Below are 20,173 nucleotides of genomic sequence, written 5' to 3'. Positions count from 1 at the left end.
CTTTTCGCCGCAGGCAACCAGACAGCAACAGAAACGCAGGCCGCTCAATGCAGGATGCCAATACGCATGCGAGCTTCGTAATCAAGCCTTGGCACTCGGCTTGAAGAGATGGATGGTTTCGCCGCGGGCAAGCATCTCCACCAACTGAGCGATGCGTCTGGCGCGCGTCTCGGCCCTCGCAGCTGTCTGGATACGCCACAGTATCGCGTAGCGATTGGAGGCATTGATACTTGCAAAGAAGGTCTTGGCCGCCGGCTCGGCCTCCAGTGCAGCCTGCAAATCCTCGGGCACCGTGGACGTACGCGCACTGTCGTAGGCCCGCGCCCAGCGCCCGTCAGCCTTGGCCGCCTCTATCTGAGCCTGACCCGGGGCCTGCATGCGGCCCGCTTCAATGAGTGCCTGTACCTTGTTGACATTGATTCTCGACCAGACACTTCGCGCGCGCCTCGGCGTGAAGCGCTGAAGATAGTGTTGATCGTCAAGACTTTTCTTCTGTCCATCGATCCAGCCCCAACACAGCGCAATCTCCACCGCTTCGGGGTAGGTGACACTGGGCTCGTTGGAGCCTCGCTTGGCGATCTTGAGCCAGAGGCCTTCAGAAGTAGCGTGATTCTTCTTCAGCCAGGCCTCGAAGGCGTTGGCGCTCTCGAACAGGGTTGGTGCAAGTTCAAGCGGGATGATGGATTTGACAGTAGGCATCATCTGGACCTATGCGGCATTAACATCAGCGCGATTCGTGGCATAGAGGCAGGAACCTGGTTGATGGTGGGGTAAGACAAGTTTAACCAGAGCTCCCAGCCTATGACAGTCGCAAAATGCCCTACGACTCGCCCCCAGACCAGGGGCTTGAGCGATCACCACAACTGCGCAAGCAATCCTGTCAGCCCTGCCGCCACAATGACGCAGATGACATTGATCTTGAAGCGGAGCAACGCGATGCCTGCTGCCAGACCAATGGCAATCGACGGCCACTCTATGTGTCCTGCGAAGCCGTGGGGCCAAACTACATGGTAGGCAAAGAAGACCGCCAGATTCAGGATGACACCCACGACCGCAGCGGTGATTCCGACCAATGGCGCAGTGAATTTCAGATTGCCGTGGGTGGACTCGATAAAGGGACCACCCAGGAAAATGAAAAAGAACGACGGCAGAAAAGTGAAGAAGGTCACAATCACTGCAGCGACGACTCCAGCGAGCAGCAGCGAATCCACACCGAAGATCGCTTTTGTCCAGCCGCCCACAAAAGCCACAAAGGACACCACCATGATGAGAGGGCCCGGAGTGGTCTCTCCCAAAGCGAGGCCATCGATCATTTGTGTTGCAGTCACCCAATGGAAGTTCTCCACCGCGCCTTGGTAAACATAGGGAAGCACCGCATATGCGCCACCAAAAGTCATCAGCGCAGCCTTGGTGAAGAACCATCCCATTTGTACCAGCGGCGATTCCAGACCAAACGCCGTGGCGAGCACGCCCATTGCGATGCCCCACAGCGTCAGGCAGACCAGCGACACCCTCCAGAATCCTCGCCAGGAAAATTGTGCATGCGGCGGAGTTGGAGTGTCGTCATCGATCAATGCGACCCCGACTGGCTGACGCGCATTGCTTTTTTCATGGCTGGAGCCACCAAAGGCCTCGGGTCGCAATTTGCCACCGATGAAACCGATGGCTGCAGCCGCAATGACGATGAGCGGAAACGGAACATTGAGCGCGAAAATGGCGACAAACGCAGCAGCCGCAATGCCCCAATGCCAGCTGCTCTTGAGCGACCTGGAGCCCACTCGGTAGGCTGCCTGTGCCACAAGCGCCGTCACAGCGGGCTTGATGCCATAGAAAATGCCCGCAATGACCGGCATGTCCCCGTGGGCCATATACAGCCAGGCCAGAGCCATGATGATGAACAGCGATGGCAGGACAAAAAGAACCCCTGCCAAAATGCCACCCCATGTCCGGTGCAGCAGCCATCCCAGATACGTTGCAAGCTGTTGAGCCTCGGGCCCCGGCAGCAACATGCAGTAGTTAAGTGCGTGGAGAAATCGCTTCTCGGAAATCCATCGACGGCGGTCTACAAGCTCCTCATGCATGAGTGCAATCTGACCTGCGGGACCGCCAAAGCTGATGAATCCAAGCTTCAACCAGAAGCGCAGCGCTTCTGAAAGCGAAAGAGAGGCTGGCGCAACCGGGTCGGTAGGCCTGGGTAAAGCGGTGTCCATAAAAGCTCCATAGAGAATATCCAGCTCTTGGACGGGACACCGTCTACCCTTGCGGGACGGGAGGCTGCTTTCCCGATACAGGAATTCTAGCCCAGTCGCCTGAGCTCTGATGCACGCCGAAGACAAAGTCTGCAGCTACCGAGAGCAGCGCCAGCACATGGAGCAGAGCCGTACTTGCTGTGCACCACAAGGACATGCATCTCAGCCCTCAACGCCCAGAGCTCCTTCGCGGCAGCTCACTCGCGCAGACGAAGGCATCGAGCGCCAGAATTTTCCCTCTTGAAGCACACCGCAGCTCGGATCACCAGAACCATCATCACCGATGGCGCCGCTTTCAACCTTCAGGCCGCCTCCACGATCGACGAGACATCCAGTACATACATCTGGCGCTGGCTCTCATGCACCGAGTCAATGCATACCTGCTTGCCATCACGACTCCAACGTGGATGCAGGTCACAGCGGTTTTCCTTGCTCAGCTCCGGAGTGGCATAGAAACTGCCCAGATTGCGACGCTCGCCGGTCTGCATGTCGAAAAGGAACAGAAAGCGCTCGTGTGTCCTGTCGTCGGGATAGGTGTCACTCAGCATCCAGCGGGTACTGACCGGCGAGAACGTCATATGGCCGTTTGCCACCAGTACATCGCGACCAATCACTTTCACCTCACCTCCTTCAACATCGTGATAGAGGTGGTAGTGAATTTCGCCGGCATGTGGCCCCCAGACAATGATGTGCTCGTTGTCCTGCCACAAGGGATGAGAGATCTGGTATTGCGACTTTTCATAGTCAAACGTGCCTACGGCACTGGGGTCGAAGTCGTCAGCCAGCTGCGGCAGCGGATGATCGGAGCACTCCAGCAAGCGCATGTCCGAACCATCCGGGTTCATGGTGATCAGGCGATGCAGAAAGCAGGTCTCATCCTTCACACGTTCTGTCCATCGATGCAAAAACAGGATGCGCGAAGAAGCCGGGTTGATCTCGATATGGCTGACCCAGTGGATGGCCTTGTCCATCGACGACACATGATGGAATGCCTTGAGTTGCTCATAGCTGACCAACAACCGGGAATCACCTTTCGCCAGCTCCATGCACCAGATGCCGTCATCTGCGGGCGCCAGAGGCAATTCAAAAGGCTGGCCCGGCTCGCTGTAACCAATGGTCTCGTGCGTGATGTACAGGCGCCGGTAGTTGACCGACAGCGCCCAGGCACTGCTGGGTGCAACCACATACACGGGCATGGGCAGAACTCGGCGCTCTTGCGTATCCACATCCACCACCACGGCGCCAAAGCCCGGGTAACGGGCTGACATATCGCCCGTGCGATCGTTATAGATCAGCTTGCGGCCCGGTGCGCCGTCTAGCCACTGCAGCTGGCTGCCCATCTGGAAGTTCCAGGCACCGGTCTCGCCCACTGCGTGAAAGCGGTCACCGTCCTGAGTGTCGAAATAGCCAATCGTGGCCTTGACCTCTGGCGTCAGGTAAATGTCCATCCAGGGCGTTTGCTGGGCTGCCAGCAGGCGATTGCCTTTGTCCCAGTTGGACTTGTTGTAATAGCCGAAGAAATGATGAAGGCTGCCGTCACCCACGCGCCGGCAGGGAGCAAAAGAAGAATGAGAAGAGGTCGTCATTGGATATCAAGCAGTAGCGTCGCAGCGACTGGCTGCGACTCGAAAGCGATGCAGGGCATGAAGAAGCCCGGCTCTGGTTAATTCGCCGTAATCTTTCCGGCAGCGATCACCTGGTCCCAACGCTGCTTTTCCTTGGCCACAAAGCTTTGCGCTTCTGCCAGGGTATTGGCCACGGCACTCATCCCTTGATCCTGCAGCCCCTTGCGGAACTCGGGTGTATTGGCCACCTTGCGGATGTCTTCACTGAGCTTGTGCACCAGGGCCTCAGGCACCTTGGAGGACACGGCAACCGTGGTCCACGATGTGGCCACATAGTCCTTCATTCCTGCCTCACCGGTCGTCGGCACATCCGGCAACGCCGCCAGGCGCTCATTGCCGGTCACCGCCAACGCCTTGAGCTTGCCGCCCTTGACATGAGCCAGCACTGTCGGAGGGTTCTCGAACATCAGCTGGATCTGGCCGCCAAGCAAATCGTTGAGCGCTGCCGAGCTGCCACGATAGGGGACATGAACAATGGGAGCGCCTGACTGGAGCTTGTACAGCTCTCCCATCATGTGAACCGACGAGCCCACGCCAGCAGAGCCAAAATTGATGCTGCCTGGATCCTTCTTGGCCAGCGCGGTCAGCTCCTGCAGATTCTTGACCGGCAGATTGGGGGTTGCAACCACGACATGAGGCATCTCCGCCAGCACGGTGACAACGCGCAACTCCTTGGCAGGGTCGTAAGGTAGTTTCTTGTAAACCCCGTAAGCAGCATGCAATCCGATGGATCCCACCATCAGCGTGTAGCCGTCCGCCGGCTGATCGGACACATATTTCCCACCTAGATGGCCGCCTGCACCTGGCTTGTTCTCGACCACCACGGCTTGATTCCACATACGACCGAGTCTGTCGGCAAGCATACGGGCCTGCACGTCCGAGCTGCCACCCGCAGTGAACGGCACGATGATGCGAATTTGACGAGCAGGATTGGGATATGCGGAGCTGCCTTCAGCCCAGGCCGAGCCGACGCTCGCCAACGTTGCGGCAGCCAGCACTCCCAGACACAGAGAGCGACGAGCGCTAATGCAAACCATCTAATGACTCCTTGGATTGATTGATGCGCCCTCAATTCCTGAAAACGCATGCACTTATTCGTATGGAAGTCAGTGTAGAAAGCCTAACCTACTCGGAAAAATTCATTTTTCAAACTCATCTATACGTGGTTGGTATACCCTTCCTCCTCAGCATCAAACCGATTGCGCCATGCCACGCCCTTTGAGTTTTAAAGAAATTGAAGCATTTCGTGCCGTGATGCAAACCGGCACCACGACCGCCGCTGCGCAGCTGCTGCACACCACCCAGCCGTCCATCAGCCGCCTGCTGGCTCAGATGCAGACGGGCGCGGACCTGAAGCTGTTTGATATGCACAAAGGGCGGCTGCGCCCGACTGCAGAGGCACGGGAGCTTTTTTCGACGGTGCAGCAACATTTCGTAGGTCTGGACCGCATTGAGCGCGACCTTCAGGGGTTGCGGCAGTTCGGTGCAGGCACTTTGCGCATAGGCTGCACCCCGGCACTGGGACTGTCCATCGTTCCTGCTGCCCTGCACAATTTTCTGCTGCACTACCCGGGCACACACATCAGCCTGCAGACGCTAGGCACTACACATCTTCGGGAAGGACTGCTGCACGGCCAGTTTGACCTGGTGGTCAGTACCATGGCCATTGGCTCCCCTGAACTCAACGCAAGCGTTCTGCATCAGACCCAGGCAGTCTGCGTCATGCATCCAGACCATCCGCTGGCACAGCACAGCAGCCTGCATGTCCGGGACCTGGAAAACCAGCTGCTGCTGACCTTGAATTCGGACGACAACATCTACCTGCAACTGCAGCGAACCATGCTTGAGCATGATGTCCGCCCCGGCTCAACTGTCGAGACCACTTACTCCTCCACTATCTGCTGTCTCGCAGCGCAAGGTACAGGCTTGGGCGTGGTGAACCCCTACGTGGCGGCAACATTTGCGTCAAGCCTCTGCATCAAACCGTTCCTGCCCGAGTGCTCAGTAGAAGTGGTGCTGGCACTGCCCAGTCATTCGGCACCTTCGGAACGCACGCAATGCTTCGTCGAGGAGTTGCAAAAACAGCTGGAACCATAACCCTGCGGCAAAGGCCAAGCACTCAAGAAAACTCCACTGTCAGATGACGGCGAACGCCAAATGCGCCTCAAGGGTCTGCGCCCGCAACCGAGCACATGCGCATGGATGCGGTGGAATTCCGGCGATAGTCAGAGGGCCTCTTACCGGGCCTTGCATTGAATCGGCACCATGCGGCCGACCTCTACCGTCAGATCCAGTCCTTTTCCTCGGATGGTATTGGGCCCGTTGCTGTAAACAAATCCGGAGCCGCTTGGCTGCTGTGGAAGCTCTATGTCTTGACCGCCACGTATCAAGACTGCTTTGCTGTTGGCAGGCGAGAAACGCACCGAAATGGATTCTCCGTTTGCACAGGTGAATGCAACTTCACGGTCTGCATCTTGAGATGGCGCAGAACTGCAGGCACTGACGGCGATTGCGGCGAACATGGCAAGCCCGATGACTTTCATAGACTTCTCCCGTGATATTTCAAGGCAAGACTCAAGCAGCCATGAAGAACTCTTGTGCCAGGTGGCACTTCCAACACTTGGCAGATCACCTTTGTCTCTCTCGACAGATTGGGGCGTCCCAACCCACTGTAGGCTCCCGCCAGCGGGTCAGACCGCAACGCGAAGTGGAACTTGATTGACGCATATCCGAGCTCAGGCTGAGCTCACACGCCTGTCGCGCTCCTTGTCCCGGTAAAGGCGTGCTTTTTCAGCATACATGGCCTTGTCCGCCCCTTGAACAATGCTTTCTATCGGCGTGCCTTCCTGGCCACAGGCATGCCCCATGGAAACCTGGATGCTGTGACCCGGATAGAACTGATTGTTCAGCTCCAGCAAGGACAAGATGCGCTCCTGCAATGCCACGGCACCGCGCTCATCGGTTCCCGGCAAAAGGACGACAAACTCATCGCCGCCGATGCGGGCGGCGCAGGCCGGCGCATCCACTGCCTTGGAGAGAACTTCCCCCATGCGCCTGAGCATGGCATCCCCTGCAGTATGACCATGCTCGTCGTTGACAACCTTGAGTCCATTCATATCTATGGCAAGCATAGACAAGGGCCAGGGCCCTTTGCGCGACAGCCTGTTGAGCTCTTCGGTATAGAAAGCGCGGTTGCGCAGCTGGGTCAACACATCATGCTTGCCCAGATATTCAAGATAAGCCTCAGCCTTCTTGCGAGCGGTGATATCCACGAGCGACAGCAGAACCAAGCCCCATTTTTCCGCATGGCTGCTCATGATGGCGAACTCCATATGAATATGGAGCACATCGCCAGCCAGCCCGTAGTTCACCACTTCCCGCTGCTGCACCAGCTTACCCTCCCAAAGGTCTATCAGTTGCTCGGCAAACGAATCGTACATTTCGCCCCTGAAGACCTTGGACAGATTCTGCAGCAGTTGCTGCTTGCTCTCGGCACCGAACATTTGCAACGTCTGGCGATTGACATCGAGCACCTGGATTTCCTGCATGCAGCGGGTGACGAATTCCGGATGCACTTTCAGAAAAGTCCGGAAATCGGTGATTCCGCGCGCTCTCACATCGTCCATCAGGCGCTTGACCACGCTGAAGTCCTCGACCCACAGTGACACCGGAGAGTACTCGAACAAGTCTCTGGCGTATTGCTCGCTGCGCTGCAGCTTCACCGTGCTCTGCACCTCCGCCGTCACATCCTCCAGGGAGACCAGCACCCGGCTCCAGCTTTGCTCGTAGCCCGGCAGCACACGCGCCCTCACCTGCACATCGAGCCGCCGTCCATCCAGGGCATAGTTGACCGAACGGGTCTCGAAACTGAGCACCCCCTCCCAGAGAGCGACCAGTTCGTTCATGATGCTGTCGAGCATGTCGCCGCGAAAGACCTCACTGAGCCGGTTCTTCAGGGTTTCCTCATCTTCGGCCTTGAACAGGTCCAGCGTGTACTGATTGACTCGCAGCACCTTGTAGGACTGACTGCAAAGCCTGAGCCGCTCCGGATCCTCTTTGAGAAAGCTGAGCAGATCGCTCACCCCCTGCGCCCGCCATTGATCGAAAATCTGTTTCAGGCCACTGTAATCCTCCATCCAGAGCGATACCGGTGCCAGGTTGAACATATCCTCGAAGTCCAGACCTTCTGCGAGCGAATTTTTCACAAACGATACCTCCGCCAACGATTATTACCGAGACTTCAAGCCTGCACTCAGCCCTCTTTTGCAAGAGTCGATCGACTGTCTCGCCGCAATGAAAAAGACTCCCTGCGGAGTCTTTTCAGGTCAGATCACCTCAGGCAGTCTCTGCCTTGCGGCTTTCACCTTGTACATTGCGGCATCGGCTTTCTGCAAAGCATCATCCACATCGGTGTCATCGGGCATCAAGCAGACCATTCCCACGCTGGCTCCTGCGTACTCGATCTCACGACCGTCGGCCAATTGCAAGCTGGCGACAGAGGCTTTGCTCAATCGCAGCTGCATCTCCCTGATCACGGCCTCAGCGTCTTCATCCAGCAAAGGCCCCGCGCCAACCATGACGAATTCATCGCCACCGAAACGAGCCAGCATGTCACTGCTGCGCAGTCCTGATCGCAGTTGTTCGGCCATGGCACGCAGCAATGCATCCCCAGCCTCATGACCGAACTGGTCATTGATCTGCTTGAATCGGTCAAGATCCACAAAGCCCACCAGCACCCATTCACGGGTGCGACGGCAATGAGCAATGAGTCGGTTGAGTTCCTCGGTCACGCAGCGGCGATTGGGCAATCCAGTCAGGGAATCGAGCATGGCCAACGAAGCCAGCTCCTCGTTGGCATGCTGCAGCGATCTCACCAGTTGCTCGCGCTCGGCAAAGCCTGCAATGATCTTGGCAAACAGGCGCAGCAGATCCTCGGCCTCCGCGGCCAGCGCGACGGAATGGTCGCTGGCTGCACACAGAGTGCCGAACAGCGCACCATTGGAAAAACGCACGGGCGTGCTCACATAAGTCTGGATACCCAGCTGACGCGCTGCATCCGAGTCGCCCCAGCACTCGCCAACATTGTCAGTAAAGGTACGCCCTTCGTCGAGCGACCGCTTGCACAAGGTGTCGTGCCAGGGCACCTCCAGCCCTTCGGGGATCTTCATTCCTCCCGTATTGAGGGAGTACAGGACATTCTGAATACCGCGTGCCTCATCCACGGTGGTGAGATAGGCCGACTCCAGATCAGTCACTTCCACCATGATTTCCAGAAGAGGTCGCGTGAAGCTGGGCAGATTCTGAGATGCGGAGACGGTCTGGGAAAGGCGTTGAATAATTGATGGCATGGTGCAATTTGGGGGTACGGCCGCACGACGAGTGCGGCAGCTCAAGCAAAGCCTAAAGCCTAGGCATCATCACTTTCATTCGGCTGAGACTATCGTTCAATCATGCAATGAAAGCCAGATCCCAACGCCTGTATTTTCAAGCAATCGATTGTCAGACTAGGACTGAGGCCACAGGACCCTGACACGCAGACCGCCCAGTTGCGGCGACTCGTCAAGCCACAGCTGGGCGCCGCTGCTTTGCGCAATGCTTTGCGCAATGGCCAGCCCCAGGCCACTGCCGCCGGCCATGCCACCAGCCCCCTGACCGCGAACAAAGCGCTGCAGGACGCGTTGGCGCTCGGCCGGTGCAATGCCTGGACCCGAATCTTCCACCACCAGTGCATGTCCGTGCTCGTCCTGCAACCAGCCCACATCAACCCGCCCCCCGGCGGGCACGTATTTGATGGCGTTGTCCAGCAGATTGCGCAGCAGCACCGCCAGTGCCTCTGCGTCTGCGGCCACGCTGAATGCGGACTGCTGCTGCGGGTCTTCACTAAGACCCATGTCCAACCCCTTGGCCTGGGCAGCCGGCGCGGCATCAGCCAGAGCCTGCTCGACCAGCACGCGCAAGTCAGCCAGCGGTGCATCTTCAGTCTGCGGCCTGGCTTCCTGCCTGGCCAATGCAAGCAACTGCTCCACCAGGCGCCTGGCGCGCTCGATTCCTTGCGCCAGACGGGCCTGCGCCGACTCGCGCTCGGAGCTGTCCGTTGCTTTGCGCAGCAGCTGCAATTGCAGCTGCAACGCGGCCAGCGGCGAGCGCAGCTCATGCGCAGCATCTGCCACGAAATTCTGCTGTGCCTCAAAAGCCTGCCGTACGCGCTGCAGCAGGCTGTTGAGCTCCTCTACCAGCGGGCGCATCTCATCCGGCAGATCATGCTCCGCCACGGGTGCCAAATCCTGAGGCTGACGCAAGGCCAACTCCCTGCGCACCCGCTGCACGGGAGTCAGTGAAAGGCGAATCACCCACCACACGGCCAGCGCCAGCAGCGGCAACAGCAGCACCACAGGCAACAAGCTGCGCCAGGCGGCTTCACGCGCGAGGATCTGACGCACGCGCATGTCCTGTGCAATCTGAATCACCTGAGATCGTGTCTGCAGTGAAAACACACGATAGGTCGTGCCACGCGCAGGCACATCGGCAAAGCCCAGCACTGCCATCTGGGGCAAGGCATCCCCCAGAGCCGACTCGAAAATTCTCAGTCCCTCATTGGTCCAGACCTGGACGATGAACTCGTTGTTTTCATCTTCGGGAGGCGTTCCCTGCGGTCTGCCTTTGGCATCGACCGGCAGACCCGCCCGCAGTGCAAACGCCGTCTGCTGCATCTGGTAGTCGAACAGGGTATCGGTCTGCGCCAGTGCATTGCGATAGGCAAACACCCCTTGCAGCACGGCCACCAGCAAAATCGCCATGCCAATGAAAAGCAACAGACGCCCGCCCAGCGAGCCGGGCAGTTTCAACCGCTGCAATGCTTGGTTTTCGCTCATGGCCTGGGCACCATATAGCCAAGACCGCGCACATTGAGCACTGCGGCAGCGCCGAGCTTTTTACGCAACCCGTGGATATAGACCTCCACCGCATTGCTGCTGACCTCATCGCCCCAGCCATAGAGTTTGTCTTCGATTTGCTGACGTGACAGCGTGGCCCCCGGCCTTGCCAGCAACGCCTGCAGCACTGCCCATTCACGACCAGACAGAGTGACCGGCTGGCCATTCACGCTGGCCTCGCGAGTATTGGGGTTCAGCATGACGCCGCCATGTTCGTACACCGCATCCAGATGCCCTGCCGCACGCCGCGTTAGCGCGCGAATGCGGGCCAGCAGCTCATCCATGTCATAGGGTTTGATGACATAGTCATCGGCCCCGGCGTCCAGCCCCGCAATGCGGTCATGCACGGCATCCCTGGCGGTCGCCACCAGCACCGGCGTGGCATCCTTGCGCGCACGCAACTGGCGCAGCACCTGCAAGCCATCAAGCTTGGGCAAGCCCAAGTCGAGCAGCACCAGATCGTACTGGTGGCCATGCAAGGCTGTATCGGCCTGGGCGCCATCCTGAACCCAATCCACCACATAGCCTTCACGGCGCAGCAGCGCCAGCACCGCCTGGCCGATCATGGTGTCATCTTCAACGAGCAGTAAACGCATGGAGCAAGGATAGCGCCGCTACAGCGGGAATGCCCAGCACCAGAAACAAAGGATGCATCGCACGCAGACTGCATGCCCGCAAGGCGGCAAGCGAGGCAGCTCCACCCCAAGGGGGCAAGCCGCCACCTCACATGAAGGGCCGCCGGTTACACCGCAGCTTCGATGCCCGGCATCGCCATACGTGCCTTGGTCAATGCCATGCCCAGGTTGGCGGTACGGCGGCAGACAAAGACTGCCACATAGTCGGGCACTGCCTTGCTACGCAGAAAGACGTGAATCAGGTTGTCACTGTTGACGATGATTTCCTGAAAATAGTGGTGACCATCATCGCTGAGGCCGCGCGAACGCTTGAACATGGTCTCGATCATGGAGACATTGGGGCCGTTGAACAGGTCGGCCGTAGCAGCCGCCACCAGATCAATCACCTCACGCGGATGGGAATCCACGGTACGGATCGACAGCAACATGCCCGAAGCAGCATCCACATAACCAGCGGCCAAGCACTCGGGGACCGAAGCCACGGCCTGCGTCAACACGGTATCCAAACTCATTACGCTCTCACTTTCCTATTGCTAATCTTTCGCGTCATGGCCGTTTGCAGTCCGCAGCGCCCATGCTTTGGTGGTCTTGAAAACATCACGCCATCTTTTGCAGCAATGCGTTTTCGAATTCATAAAGAAGCGCTTCCTGCGCCTCGGATTGCACATACTGAGCGTCAATCAATCGCACACGGCGCAGCGCTTCTTCGGCAGTCAGGCCCTCGCGCACCAGCCAGGCGGCAAGCACGGTTCCGGTACGGCCCAATCCTGCAAGGCAGTGCACGGCAAGCACCTCTCCACGGCGCAGGGCGACCGACATGCGTGCCAGCAGCATCTGCATCTGTGCCACTGTCGGTGGCTCGTGGTCATAGACCGGCAGGTGAAAGTTCTTGAGCCCATTGCGGGCCAAGGCATCCTGCGGGAAGTCCTTTTCCGTCAGCGTGATCAGCATGGTGATACCGCAACGATTCAGGGCCTTGAGGTCGGCGTCCATGTCATGGACCACACCCGGCCAGGGCGTACCTGCCAGCCTTCCTGGCACCAGCCAGGAAAATCCGTTCGGGCCGCGGCTGGCTGGCATGGCATTTTCAGCAGCCAGCAGTGGCTGCATTTCCATCAGCACAGCCGCATTCACGATGCGAGGCTGGTAGCGGGTTGCAGAGGACAGACCAGATGCCGCAACCGCTGCCGCTTGCGACAGTGCAGGTGCAGGCGCAGAGACCGACGTTGGCACAGGCAGCACGGGTTCCAATTTAAAGGGAGCAACGGCCTCACTCACTGCTGCCGAAGATGCCAGCAGGTCGGAAAATTCGGCAATGGCCGCCAAGGCTGCGACAGGCAAGGGAGGTGGCGGCAATACATCGTCGGCCAGCTCATTCAAAGGGGTACCCGGCATGGGGACAGCGCAGCTTCCGGTACGCAGGAATTGCTGACCGGCAGCACTGAGCGGCCGCAGAGTGAACACCGCCATTGCTGCAGCTTCCTGAATATGACCACCTGCGAGCAACAACATCTGCTGGGCAGCAGCCTGGGCATGCTGCTGATGGTGCGTGACGAGCAGCACACTGCACTGCTGGCCGATCTGCTTGATCAAGTCCAGCAACAAAAATGCCTCATAGCCTTCCAGGTCGGCCGTGGGCTCATCCACCATCAACACCGCAGGCCGGGCCCAGGCCTCGCGCAGAATGGCTACGGCGCGTTGCTGCACCGCGCTCAACAGCATGGTGGACTTATCCAGAGCCTGGGCCAGCTCGGCAAAGCCATAGTGCTGCAGCTGTGCAGTCACCCACCGACGCCACTCCAGTGGCGCACGGTGCTCGGTCCGACGTGCTTTCTCGATCAGAGCATCCAGGGTACTGGCGCGCATAAGCCGGGCATGCTGCTGTACCAGGCGCGGCAAGGCCTGCGCGCCGTCGACGCTCAAAGGCATGTGCAATGGCTGAGCGGCATAGACCACCTGCCCCCAGCTGCGAAAACGCGGATTGACCGCGTTCAGTCCGGCCAGCGTGCGCAGCAGCGTGGATTTTCCTGTACCCGCAGGACCCAGCAATGCAGTTACGCCTGATTGCGGAAGTGTGAAATCCACTTCGGCCAAAACCACGCGTGGACCATATGAAGCGCCCAGGCCTTGCACCTGCAGACTGTGTTGCTGATCCAAAAAATCCTCCCCTCGCAGCGCCTGCTCCGAGGGCCGTCACGATGTATTTGCGGTCACGCCGAATCGCCACCGCACGGCGTCAAAAAGACGAATGAATGCGTTGGCCCGGCAGTCTATGGCATTACATCTCTAGAAACTCGTTACCTCTTGAAACATGACAACATCATGTGGAAATCCACCAAATATTCATTTATTCAGATATTTTTTGTTTTTAATCAATAAAAACAGAGAAGAAAAACCGCACCCCTAAGGATGCGGTCTTTCATACGGCAAGGGATCAACTCAACCCAGGCGCACCGGCACAAAGATTTTGTTGCCATCGCGCCAGATCAGCACGGCCACGGTCTTGTCCGCTTTGGCGACTGCGGCCCGCACCTCATCGATATTTCCGGCAGGCGCGCCATTGATGGACAGCAGCACGTCTCCCTGGCTGATACCTGCTGCTGCTGCCGGACCGCTGGCCTGAGCCACCAGCAGGCCGGAGTCCACACCAATCTGCTTTTTTTCCTCAGGCTGCAGGGGGCGCAAAGCCAGCCCCAGCTTTCCCTTGTCAGCGTCCGGAGAGGACTTAGCCACCTTCGCAGCCTTGTCACTGGCATCGCCAAGGGTCGCACTCAGAGTCTTGGATTCACCCTTGCGCCAGACTTCCAGCGTTACCTTCTGCCCCGGCAAGGCCTGGCCGATAAAGGCCGGCAGATCGCCCGAACCAACAACGGGTTTGCCATCCACCTTGCGCACCACATCGCCTGGTTCCAGTCCGGCCTTGGCAGCAGGGCCATTCTTTTCGACACTGGCCACCAATGCACCTTCGGGCCTATCCAGCTTGAAGGAATCGGCAAAGGCCTGATTGACCTCCTGCACACTCACACCCAGCTTGGCATGCTGGGCCTTGCCCGTTGCCTGAATCTGCTGTTGCACACGGGTTGCCAGTTCGATGGGAATCGCAAACGACACCCCTTGATACCCGCCCGAGCGGGTGTAGATCTGGCTGTTGATGCCCACGACCTCGCCCTGTGCGTTGAACAGCGGGCCACCAGAGTTTCCGGGGTTGATCGCCACATCCGTCTGCAGGAAGGGAACAAAGGAATCATCGGGCAGAGAACGTCCCTTGGCACTCACCACACCAGCCGTCACGCTGTTCTCAAAGCCGAAGGGCGAGCCAATCGCCAGCACCCAGTCCCCCACACGCAGCTGGCTGGTCTGGCCCAGCTTGACCGTGGGCAGCCCGGCAGCGTCAATCTTGAGTACCGCCACATCGGTCTTGGGGTCGGCTCCCAGCACCTTGGCCCTGAACTCGCGACGGTCGTTGAGCTTGACCGTCACTTCCTTGGCGCCATGCACCACATGGGCATTGGTCAGAATCACGCCGTCGCTGGAGACGATAAAGCCCGAGCCTTGGCCGCGCATGGGTGTATCGGGCTGCTGCGCACGTGGTCCCATGCCCTGCCCGCCCGGCATTCCAGGAAAGCCGAACTGGCGGAAGAATTCAAGGAAGGGGTCATCGGGGCTGATGCCCTGACCCTGTTGCTGAAGTTCGCTGGTCTGGTCGCCTTCATCGTCGCTCATGGCGCGAGAGGAGCCCACCACGCTGATATTGACCACGGCCGCGCCATTGCGCGCCGTGATATCTGCAAAATTGGGAGCATTTACCGCAGGCAGGTTAAGGGCTGCGGGTTGCGCAACCGCCGCAGATTGCGTCACCTGCGCCTGGGCAGCGCTGCGGGTTCCCACCAGGCCGGCGCCGGTGGCGCCCAGTGCGCCGATCGCACCAGCGGCCACCAGGGCCATGACCAATCGGCGGGGTGTGGAGAGAATTGTGTTCATGGTCATCCTTTCAAAAAAGCACCGGATCGGTGTCGTTGAAGGGAAGTTTGAACGTCCACACTTAGGCGAGACTTAGGCGCTTGCGGTATTCACCAATGCGCCTGAACCAGAAGCTGCTTGCATCGGCAGCTCAAGGAGTTCAGGCCATTTTCAATCTGCAACCCACCTCGTTCAGATCAGCTCCAGCACCAGCTCCGGCGGGCGACAAAGCTTGGCCCCCTTGGGAGTGACCACAATGGGTCGATTGAGCAGCACCGGATGCGCAGCCACGGCCTGAATCAGCTGGACATCACTGACCGCTGCGTTGTCCAGACCCAGTTCCTTGAACTGAGCTTCCTTGGTACGCAGCAAGTCACGCACCGAAACGCCCAGGTGTGCCACCAGCTCTGCCAACTCTGGCGCCGTCAGCGGCGTGGCGATGTAATCGACGATATTGGGCTCGATACCATGCTCGCGCAGCAGCGCCAGCGCGCCGCGCGAATTGCTGCAGCGGCTGTTGTGAAAAATGGTGATGTCAGGGCGATTCACGGGGGTGTCTGTACTTGTAGTCATGACTGCAGTGTAGCGAGCCTGTACCTGTCCAAGGCTTGGCAGGCAGTCACTGCATAGCAGCTATGCCGGCTGCGCCAGAGCCAGGCAGAGCGCCATCTCATAGACTGTCTGCAAAACATCATGAGGAGACAATATGCCCGCTTTCACCGCACGTGAACCCTTCACTCTGAACCGTCGCCAATGGAGCCAATGGGCTGCGGCCACCACCTTGGGCAGTCTGACCGGTACGGCTCTGGCACAGGACTCGAAGTACCCCAGCAAGGCCATACGCATGGTCATTCCGTTCACGCCCGGCGGCTCCGCCGACATTCTGGGTCGCGCCATAGGTCATGAGCTGACGACCGCCTGGGGCCAGAGCGTGGTGCCGGAAAACGTCGCCGGCGCAGGCGGCAGCATTGGCGCGGACCGCGTGGCAAAGGCCAGTGCCGATGGCTACACACTGCTCATGGGTCATGTCGGCACGCTGGCCGTTACACCAACGCTCTACCCCAAGCTGCCTTACGACCCTATCAAGAGCTTTACGCCTCTGGCCTGGGTGGCGCGTGTGCCCAACGTGCTGGTCGTGCATCCATCGCTGCCGGTCAATGATCTGGCATCGTTCATCAGCTACGCCAAGGCCAACCCGGGCGCAGTGAATTTCAGCTCGGGGGGCAACGGCAGTGCCGCGCATATGACCATGGCCTATCTGAGCCTGCAAGCCGGGCTGAAGATGCAGCATGTGCCCTACAAGGGCACGGCACCGGCCGTCAATGACCTGGTGGCAGGTCAGGTTCAGGCCTTGTTCACCGGCATCCCTGCCGTGCTGGCCCAAATTCGCTCCGGCCAGATCAAGGCCATTGCCGTTTCATCACCTCAGCGCATCCCTGCACTACCCAATGTGCCTACCGTGGCCGAAGCAGGCTTGCCCGGCTTTGAGGCCGACCAATGGTATGGCGTGGTCGGTCCTGCCAATATGCCCGCCGACGTGGTCGCCAGGATCAATCAGCAGATCAATGCCTCGCTCCGAAGCCCCGCCATCCTCGAGCGTCTGCAAAGCGAAGGCGCCCAGCCCATGCCCAGCACGCCCAAGGTCTTTGCCGACCTCATCGTCAAGGACCTCGCGCGCTGGCGCAAGGTCATCATCGACAGCAAGATGACGCTTTAAGCGCCCAGGGCCTGCGCTTCAGGCTGCGGCGGAACTGGTTGCAACCGGGGCTGCCGTTGCGGACTCCAGCTCTTCCTCGTGGGCATCGAACTCACGCCCCGGCAGCAGCAGATTCAGGCCCACGGCCACCAGCGCCCCCACGGTAATACCCGAGCCGAACACCTCGCGCACAAAGGCAGGCATCTTGGAGAGCAGATCGGGGCGCACCGTCACGGCCAGACCGCAGCCCAGCGAGACTGCAATGATCAGGCCGCTGCGACGCGTCTGCTCTGCGCCGCTGAGCATGCGGATGCCCGCCAGGATGATCATGGCAAACATCATCAGGCCCGCACCGCCGAGCACTGGCTGGGGAATCGTCACGACCAGCGCTCCCAGCACCGGAAACAGACCGGCCAGCAACAGCATCACGCCGGTCAGCATCACCACATGGCGACTGGCCACGCCGGTGAGCGAAACCACGCCCACGTTCTGCGCGAAAGTGGAGACAGGAGGACTCGACATCAAGGCGGCAAAGGCCGAACCCACGCCGTCGCAGAGCATGCCGCTGGACAGGCGCTTGCCACGGATCGGCGTCTGTGTTGCCGCCCCCAGGGCCATGAAAGTACCCGTGGTCTCGACAATGGTCACGAGAAAGGCGATGGACATGGCAACGATGCCCGATACCGGAAAGCTCATGCCGAAATGCAGCGGCTGGGGAATCGCGAAGATCGGCGCCTCACGCACCTGGGTGAAATCGATCAAGCCCAGGGCCAGGCACAGCAGATAGCCGCAGGCAATGCCCAGAACCACGGCCGATGCCGAGATCACGCCCTTGCCCCATTGCACAAAGCCAATCACCAGCGCCAGCACAAAGCCCGCAATCGCCAGATTGCCCACGGCGCCATAGCTGCCGCTGCCCACACCGCCTGCGGCCCAGTCCACGGCGACGGGCGTGAGCGACAGCCCGATCATGGTCACAACCACGCTGGTCACGGTATGCGGAAAGAAGCGACGGATCACAGGCATGAAGAAGCTGCCGACGATCATCACCAGCGAGCCCACGAGCGAAGAGCCCAGGATGCCGGGCACACCATGCTCCAGTCCCACGCTGATGCCCGCGCCGACAAAGGCAAAGCTGGTACCCATCACGCAGGGCAGGCGTATGCCGACAGGTCCCACGCCACGGCACTGGATGATGGTGACGATGCCCGAGCCCAGCAGCGCCGCATTGACCAGGGCCACGATCTGGTCGGCCGGCAGCTTGAGCGCGCCACCGAACACCAGCGGCACGGCGATGATGCCGCCCAGAGCGGCGAGCAGATGCTGCAGCGAAAGCAGCGTGGTGGTGATGAGGCTGGGCGGACGGTCTTCCACCCCGTAAAGCAGCTTTTCCATGGTCTTGTCTCCTGTTTTTTAGGTATGCAATCGCCGGGGAATAGGCTTCCCCGCGAAGGCCACAAGACTAAGCACGCAACCGGGAGCTCTCATATGCCGTTGCCGATACAGCCCATGCGCGGCGCCGTATAGCGTGTCCAGCATCGAGAAAGAATTTCTGGCACTCCAAGTCACCTGACACCAGTCCCGAGCCCACTTTTCTTCCAGTGCCACAAAGGCTTGGAATCTCTCTCACACCGATGTCTGGCCATCGCAATGGATCAGCGATGGCCGTCACCGAAAAGTCTCAATGCCCTGCGGCAGCCCGCTCGAACAGGCTGCGCGCAAGATGGCGGTGCTGGCCCAGCACCACGGGCAGGTCGGCGGTCAGCAGACGCCCGTCCTCGACCACCACACGCCCGTTGATGACGCTGCTGGACACATTGGCCGGCGTGCAGAACACCAGCGCTGCCACGGGGTCGTGGCCGGCACCCGCATAGCCGACGTCTTCCATGTCGAAGGCCACGAAGTCGGCAGACATGCCGGGAGCCAGTGCGCCGATGTCATCGCGGTTGAGTACGCGCGCACCGCCCAGCGTGGCGATCTCCAGCGCCTCTCGGGCACTCATGGCCGCCGGGCCGTAGCCCACGCGCTGCAGCAGCATGGCCTGGCGCGCCTCGCCCAGCATGTGGGCACCGTCGTTCGATGCGCTGCCGTCCACCCCCAGGGCCACGGACACGCCGGCATCGCGCATGCTGCGGATGGGTGCGATGCCCGATGCCAGGCGCATGTTGGAGCATGGACAGTGCGCCACACCGGTGCCGGTGCGCGCAAACAGCGCAATGCCTTCGGGATCGAGCTTGACGCAATGCGCATGCCAGACGTCGCGCCCCACCCAGCCCAGGTCCTCGGCGTATTGCGCCGGGGTCAGGCCGAACTTCTCGCGCGAGAAGGCCACGTCGTTGTCGTTCTCGGCCAGATGGGTGTGCAGCGAGACACCGTGCGCACGCGCAAGCACCGCCGATTCGCGCATCAGATCACGCGTCACCGAGAACGGCGAACATGGGGCCAGAACCACGCGCAGCATGGAGTGGCGCGAGCCGTCGTGGTATTGCTGGATCAGGCGCAGGCTGTCGCGCAAGATGGCCTCTTCCTCCTCCACCACCACATCGGGTGGCAGGCCGCCCTTGCTGCGGCCCAGGCTCATGGAGCCGCGCGCGGCGTGAAAGCGCATGCCCATCTGCTGCGCAGCCGCAATGGAATCGTCCAGGCGCGAGCCATTGGGAAACAGGTACAGATGGTCGCTGGTCGTGGTGCAGCCCGACAGCATGAGCTCGGCCATGGCGGTCTGGGTCGAGACATGGATCATCTCGGGTGTCAGATGCGACCACAGCATGTAGAGGTTCTGCAGCCACGAGAACAGCTCGGCATCCTGGGCGGCCGGCACGGCACGCGTCAGGCTCTGGTACATGTGATGGTGGGTGTTGACCAGGCCCGGCGTCACGACCTTGCCGCGCATGTCCAGCACGCGCGCCTGGCCCTCGTCGGCCATGCGGCGGTATTGCGCCGGCAGCTCGGCCGTTGCACCCACCCACAGCAGGGCCGGGCCGTCCGCCACCAGCGCACCGTCCTTGATCTCGCGGCGTTGCGCATCCATGGTGACCAGTACGTCGGCATTCAGGGCAATCAGGGTCATGGGTTT

The 20,173-nt window shown here is 60.0% G+C and carries 17 protein-coding genes; 2 read left to right on the top strand and 15 right to left on the bottom strand.

Translation table 11 applies throughout. The features are described 5' to 3' along the window. Window positions 1-81: 81 nt before the first annotated feature. The 4 genes from V8Z78_RS16550 to V8Z78_RS16535 all read right to left on the bottom strand — a co-directional run bounded on the left by V8Z78_RS16550 (window position 82) and on the right by V8Z78_RS16535 (window position 4,911). Entirely contained in the window at window positions 82-702 is a 621-nt protein-coding gene (locus tag V8Z78_RS16550) for a YdeI/OmpD-associated family protein (RefSeq protein ID WP_057093450.1), read from the bottom strand. A gap of 152 nt (window positions 703-854) precedes the next feature. Beyond that, window positions 855-2,210, bottom strand: coding sequence for a chromate efflux transporter (gene chrA, locus V8Z78_RS16545; protein ID WP_179626815.1), 1,356 nt, complete (start codon window positions 2,208-2,210; stop codon window positions 855-857). 341 nt (window positions 2,211-2,551) lie between these two features. Continuing rightward, window positions 2,552-3,835, bottom strand: a complete 1,284-nt coding sequence (locus V8Z78_RS16540; protein ID WP_179626816.1) for a TolB-like translocation protein — start codon at window positions 3,833-3,835, stop codon at window positions 2,552-2,554. 77 nt (window positions 3,836-3,912) lie between these two features. Continuing rightward, window positions 3,913-4,911 carry a Bug family tripartite tricarboxylate transporter substrate binding protein gene (locus tag V8Z78_RS16535; RefSeq protein WP_003071208.1) on the bottom strand — a complete coding sequence of 333 codons (999 nt, stop codon included), beginning with the start codon at window positions 4,909-4,911 and terminating at the stop codon, window positions 3,913-3,915. A 169-nt stretch (window positions 4,912-5,080) separates the two neighbouring features. Here V8Z78_RS16535 and V8Z78_RS16530 point away from each other — a divergent pair, with 169 nt between their 5' ends. Beyond that, window positions 5,081-5,971, top strand: coding sequence for a LysR family transcriptional regulator (locus V8Z78_RS16530; protein ID WP_034363555.1), 891 nt, complete (start codon window positions 5,081-5,083; stop codon window positions 5,969-5,971). Window positions 5,972-6,111: 140 nt separating this feature from the next. Here the strand turns inward: V8Z78_RS16530 and V8Z78_RS16525 are convergent, their stop codons facing one another. The 9 genes from V8Z78_RS16525 to arsC form a co-directional block, all read right to left on the bottom strand. Next, window positions 6,112-6,417, bottom strand: a complete 306-nt coding sequence (locus V8Z78_RS16525) for an MliC family protein (protein WP_003071202.1) — start codon at window positions 6,415-6,417, stop codon at window positions 6,112-6,114. 192 nt (window positions 6,418-6,609) lie between these two features. Continuing rightward, the gene (locus V8Z78_RS16520) at window positions 6,610-8,079 is read right to left on the bottom strand and encodes a sensor domain-containing diguanylate cyclase (protein ID WP_034363607.1); all 1,470 of its coding nucleotides are present in this window, start codon (window positions 8,077-8,079) and stop codon (window positions 6,610-6,612) included. 120 nt (window positions 8,080-8,199) lie between these two features. Next, the gene (locus tag V8Z78_RS16515) at window positions 8,200-9,222 is read right to left on the bottom strand and encodes a sensor domain-containing diguanylate cyclase (protein WP_012839715.1); all 1,023 of its coding nucleotides are present in this window, start codon (window positions 9,220-9,222) and stop codon (window positions 8,200-8,202) included. Window positions 9,223-9,378: 156 nt separating this feature from the next. Beyond that, complete coding sequence (locus V8Z78_RS16510; RefSeq protein ID WP_003071194.1) at window positions 9,379-10,746, bottom strand: ATP-binding protein; 1,368 nt, start codon at window positions 10,744-10,746, stop codon at window positions 9,379-9,381. Then, on the bottom strand, window positions 10,743-11,402 hold the full coding sequence (locus V8Z78_RS16505) for a response regulator (RefSeq protein ID WP_039049766.1): 660 nt from the start codon (window positions 11,400-11,402) through the stop codon (window positions 10,743-10,745). Before V8Z78_RS16505 ends, V8Z78_RS16510 begins: the two co-directional genes overlap by 4 nt. Window positions 11,403-11,548: 146 nt before the next feature. Next, on the bottom strand, window positions 11,549-11,953 hold the full coding sequence (locus tag V8Z78_RS16500) for a hypothetical protein (protein WP_012839717.1): 405 nt from the start codon (window positions 11,951-11,953) through the stop codon (window positions 11,549-11,551). An 85-nt stretch (window positions 11,954-12,038) separates the two neighbouring features. Next, the gene (locus V8Z78_RS16495) at window positions 12,039-13,598 is read right to left on the bottom strand and encodes a phosphatase domain-containing protein (protein ID WP_314352931.1); all 1,560 of its coding nucleotides are present in this window, start codon (window positions 13,596-13,598) and stop codon (window positions 12,039-12,041) included. Window positions 13,599-13,880: 282 nt separating this feature from the next. Beyond that, on the bottom strand, window positions 13,881-15,422 hold the full coding sequence (locus V8Z78_RS16490) for a Do family serine endopeptidase (protein ID WP_349731734.1): 1,542 nt from the start codon (window positions 15,420-15,422) through the stop codon (window positions 13,881-13,883). A 171-nt stretch (window positions 15,423-15,593) separates the two neighbouring features. After that, entirely contained in the window at window positions 15,594-15,974 is a 381-nt protein-coding gene (gene arsC, locus V8Z78_RS16485; protein WP_046461788.1) for an arsenate reductase (glutaredoxin), read from the bottom strand. A gap of 133 nt (window positions 15,975-16,107) precedes the next feature. Between arsC and V8Z78_RS16480 the strand changes: the two genes are divergently transcribed. Then, a complete protein-coding gene (locus V8Z78_RS16480; RefSeq protein ID WP_003071183.1) occupies window positions 16,108-17,118 on the top strand; it encodes a Bug family tripartite tricarboxylate transporter substrate binding protein in 1,011 nt (336 codons plus the stop codon). Window positions 17,119-17,136: 18 nt separating this feature from the next. Here V8Z78_RS16480 and V8Z78_RS16475 read toward each other — a convergent pair whose 3' ends face one another. Next, the gene (locus tag V8Z78_RS16475) at window positions 17,137-18,492 is read right to left on the bottom strand and encodes a uracil-xanthine permease family protein (RefSeq protein ID WP_003071182.1); all 1,356 of its coding nucleotides are present in this window, start codon (window positions 18,490-18,492) and stop codon (window positions 17,137-17,139) included. Window positions 18,493-18,778: 286 nt separating this feature from the next. After that, entirely contained in the window at window positions 18,779-20,167 is a 1,389-nt protein-coding gene (locus V8Z78_RS16470; protein ID WP_003071180.1) for an 8-oxoguanine deaminase, read from the bottom strand. Between the last annotated feature and the right edge of the window lie 6 nt (window positions 20,168-20,173).

This window comes from Comamonas sp. wu1-DMT (assembly GCF_040187805.1).
GTDB classification, from domain to species: domain Bacteria; phylum Pseudomonadota; class Gammaproteobacteria; order Burkholderiales; family Burkholderiaceae_C; genus Comamonas; species Comamonas thiooxydans.
Note: the sequence above shows the minus strand (reverse complement) of the source record. Positions and strands in the feature narration are given on the sequence as shown.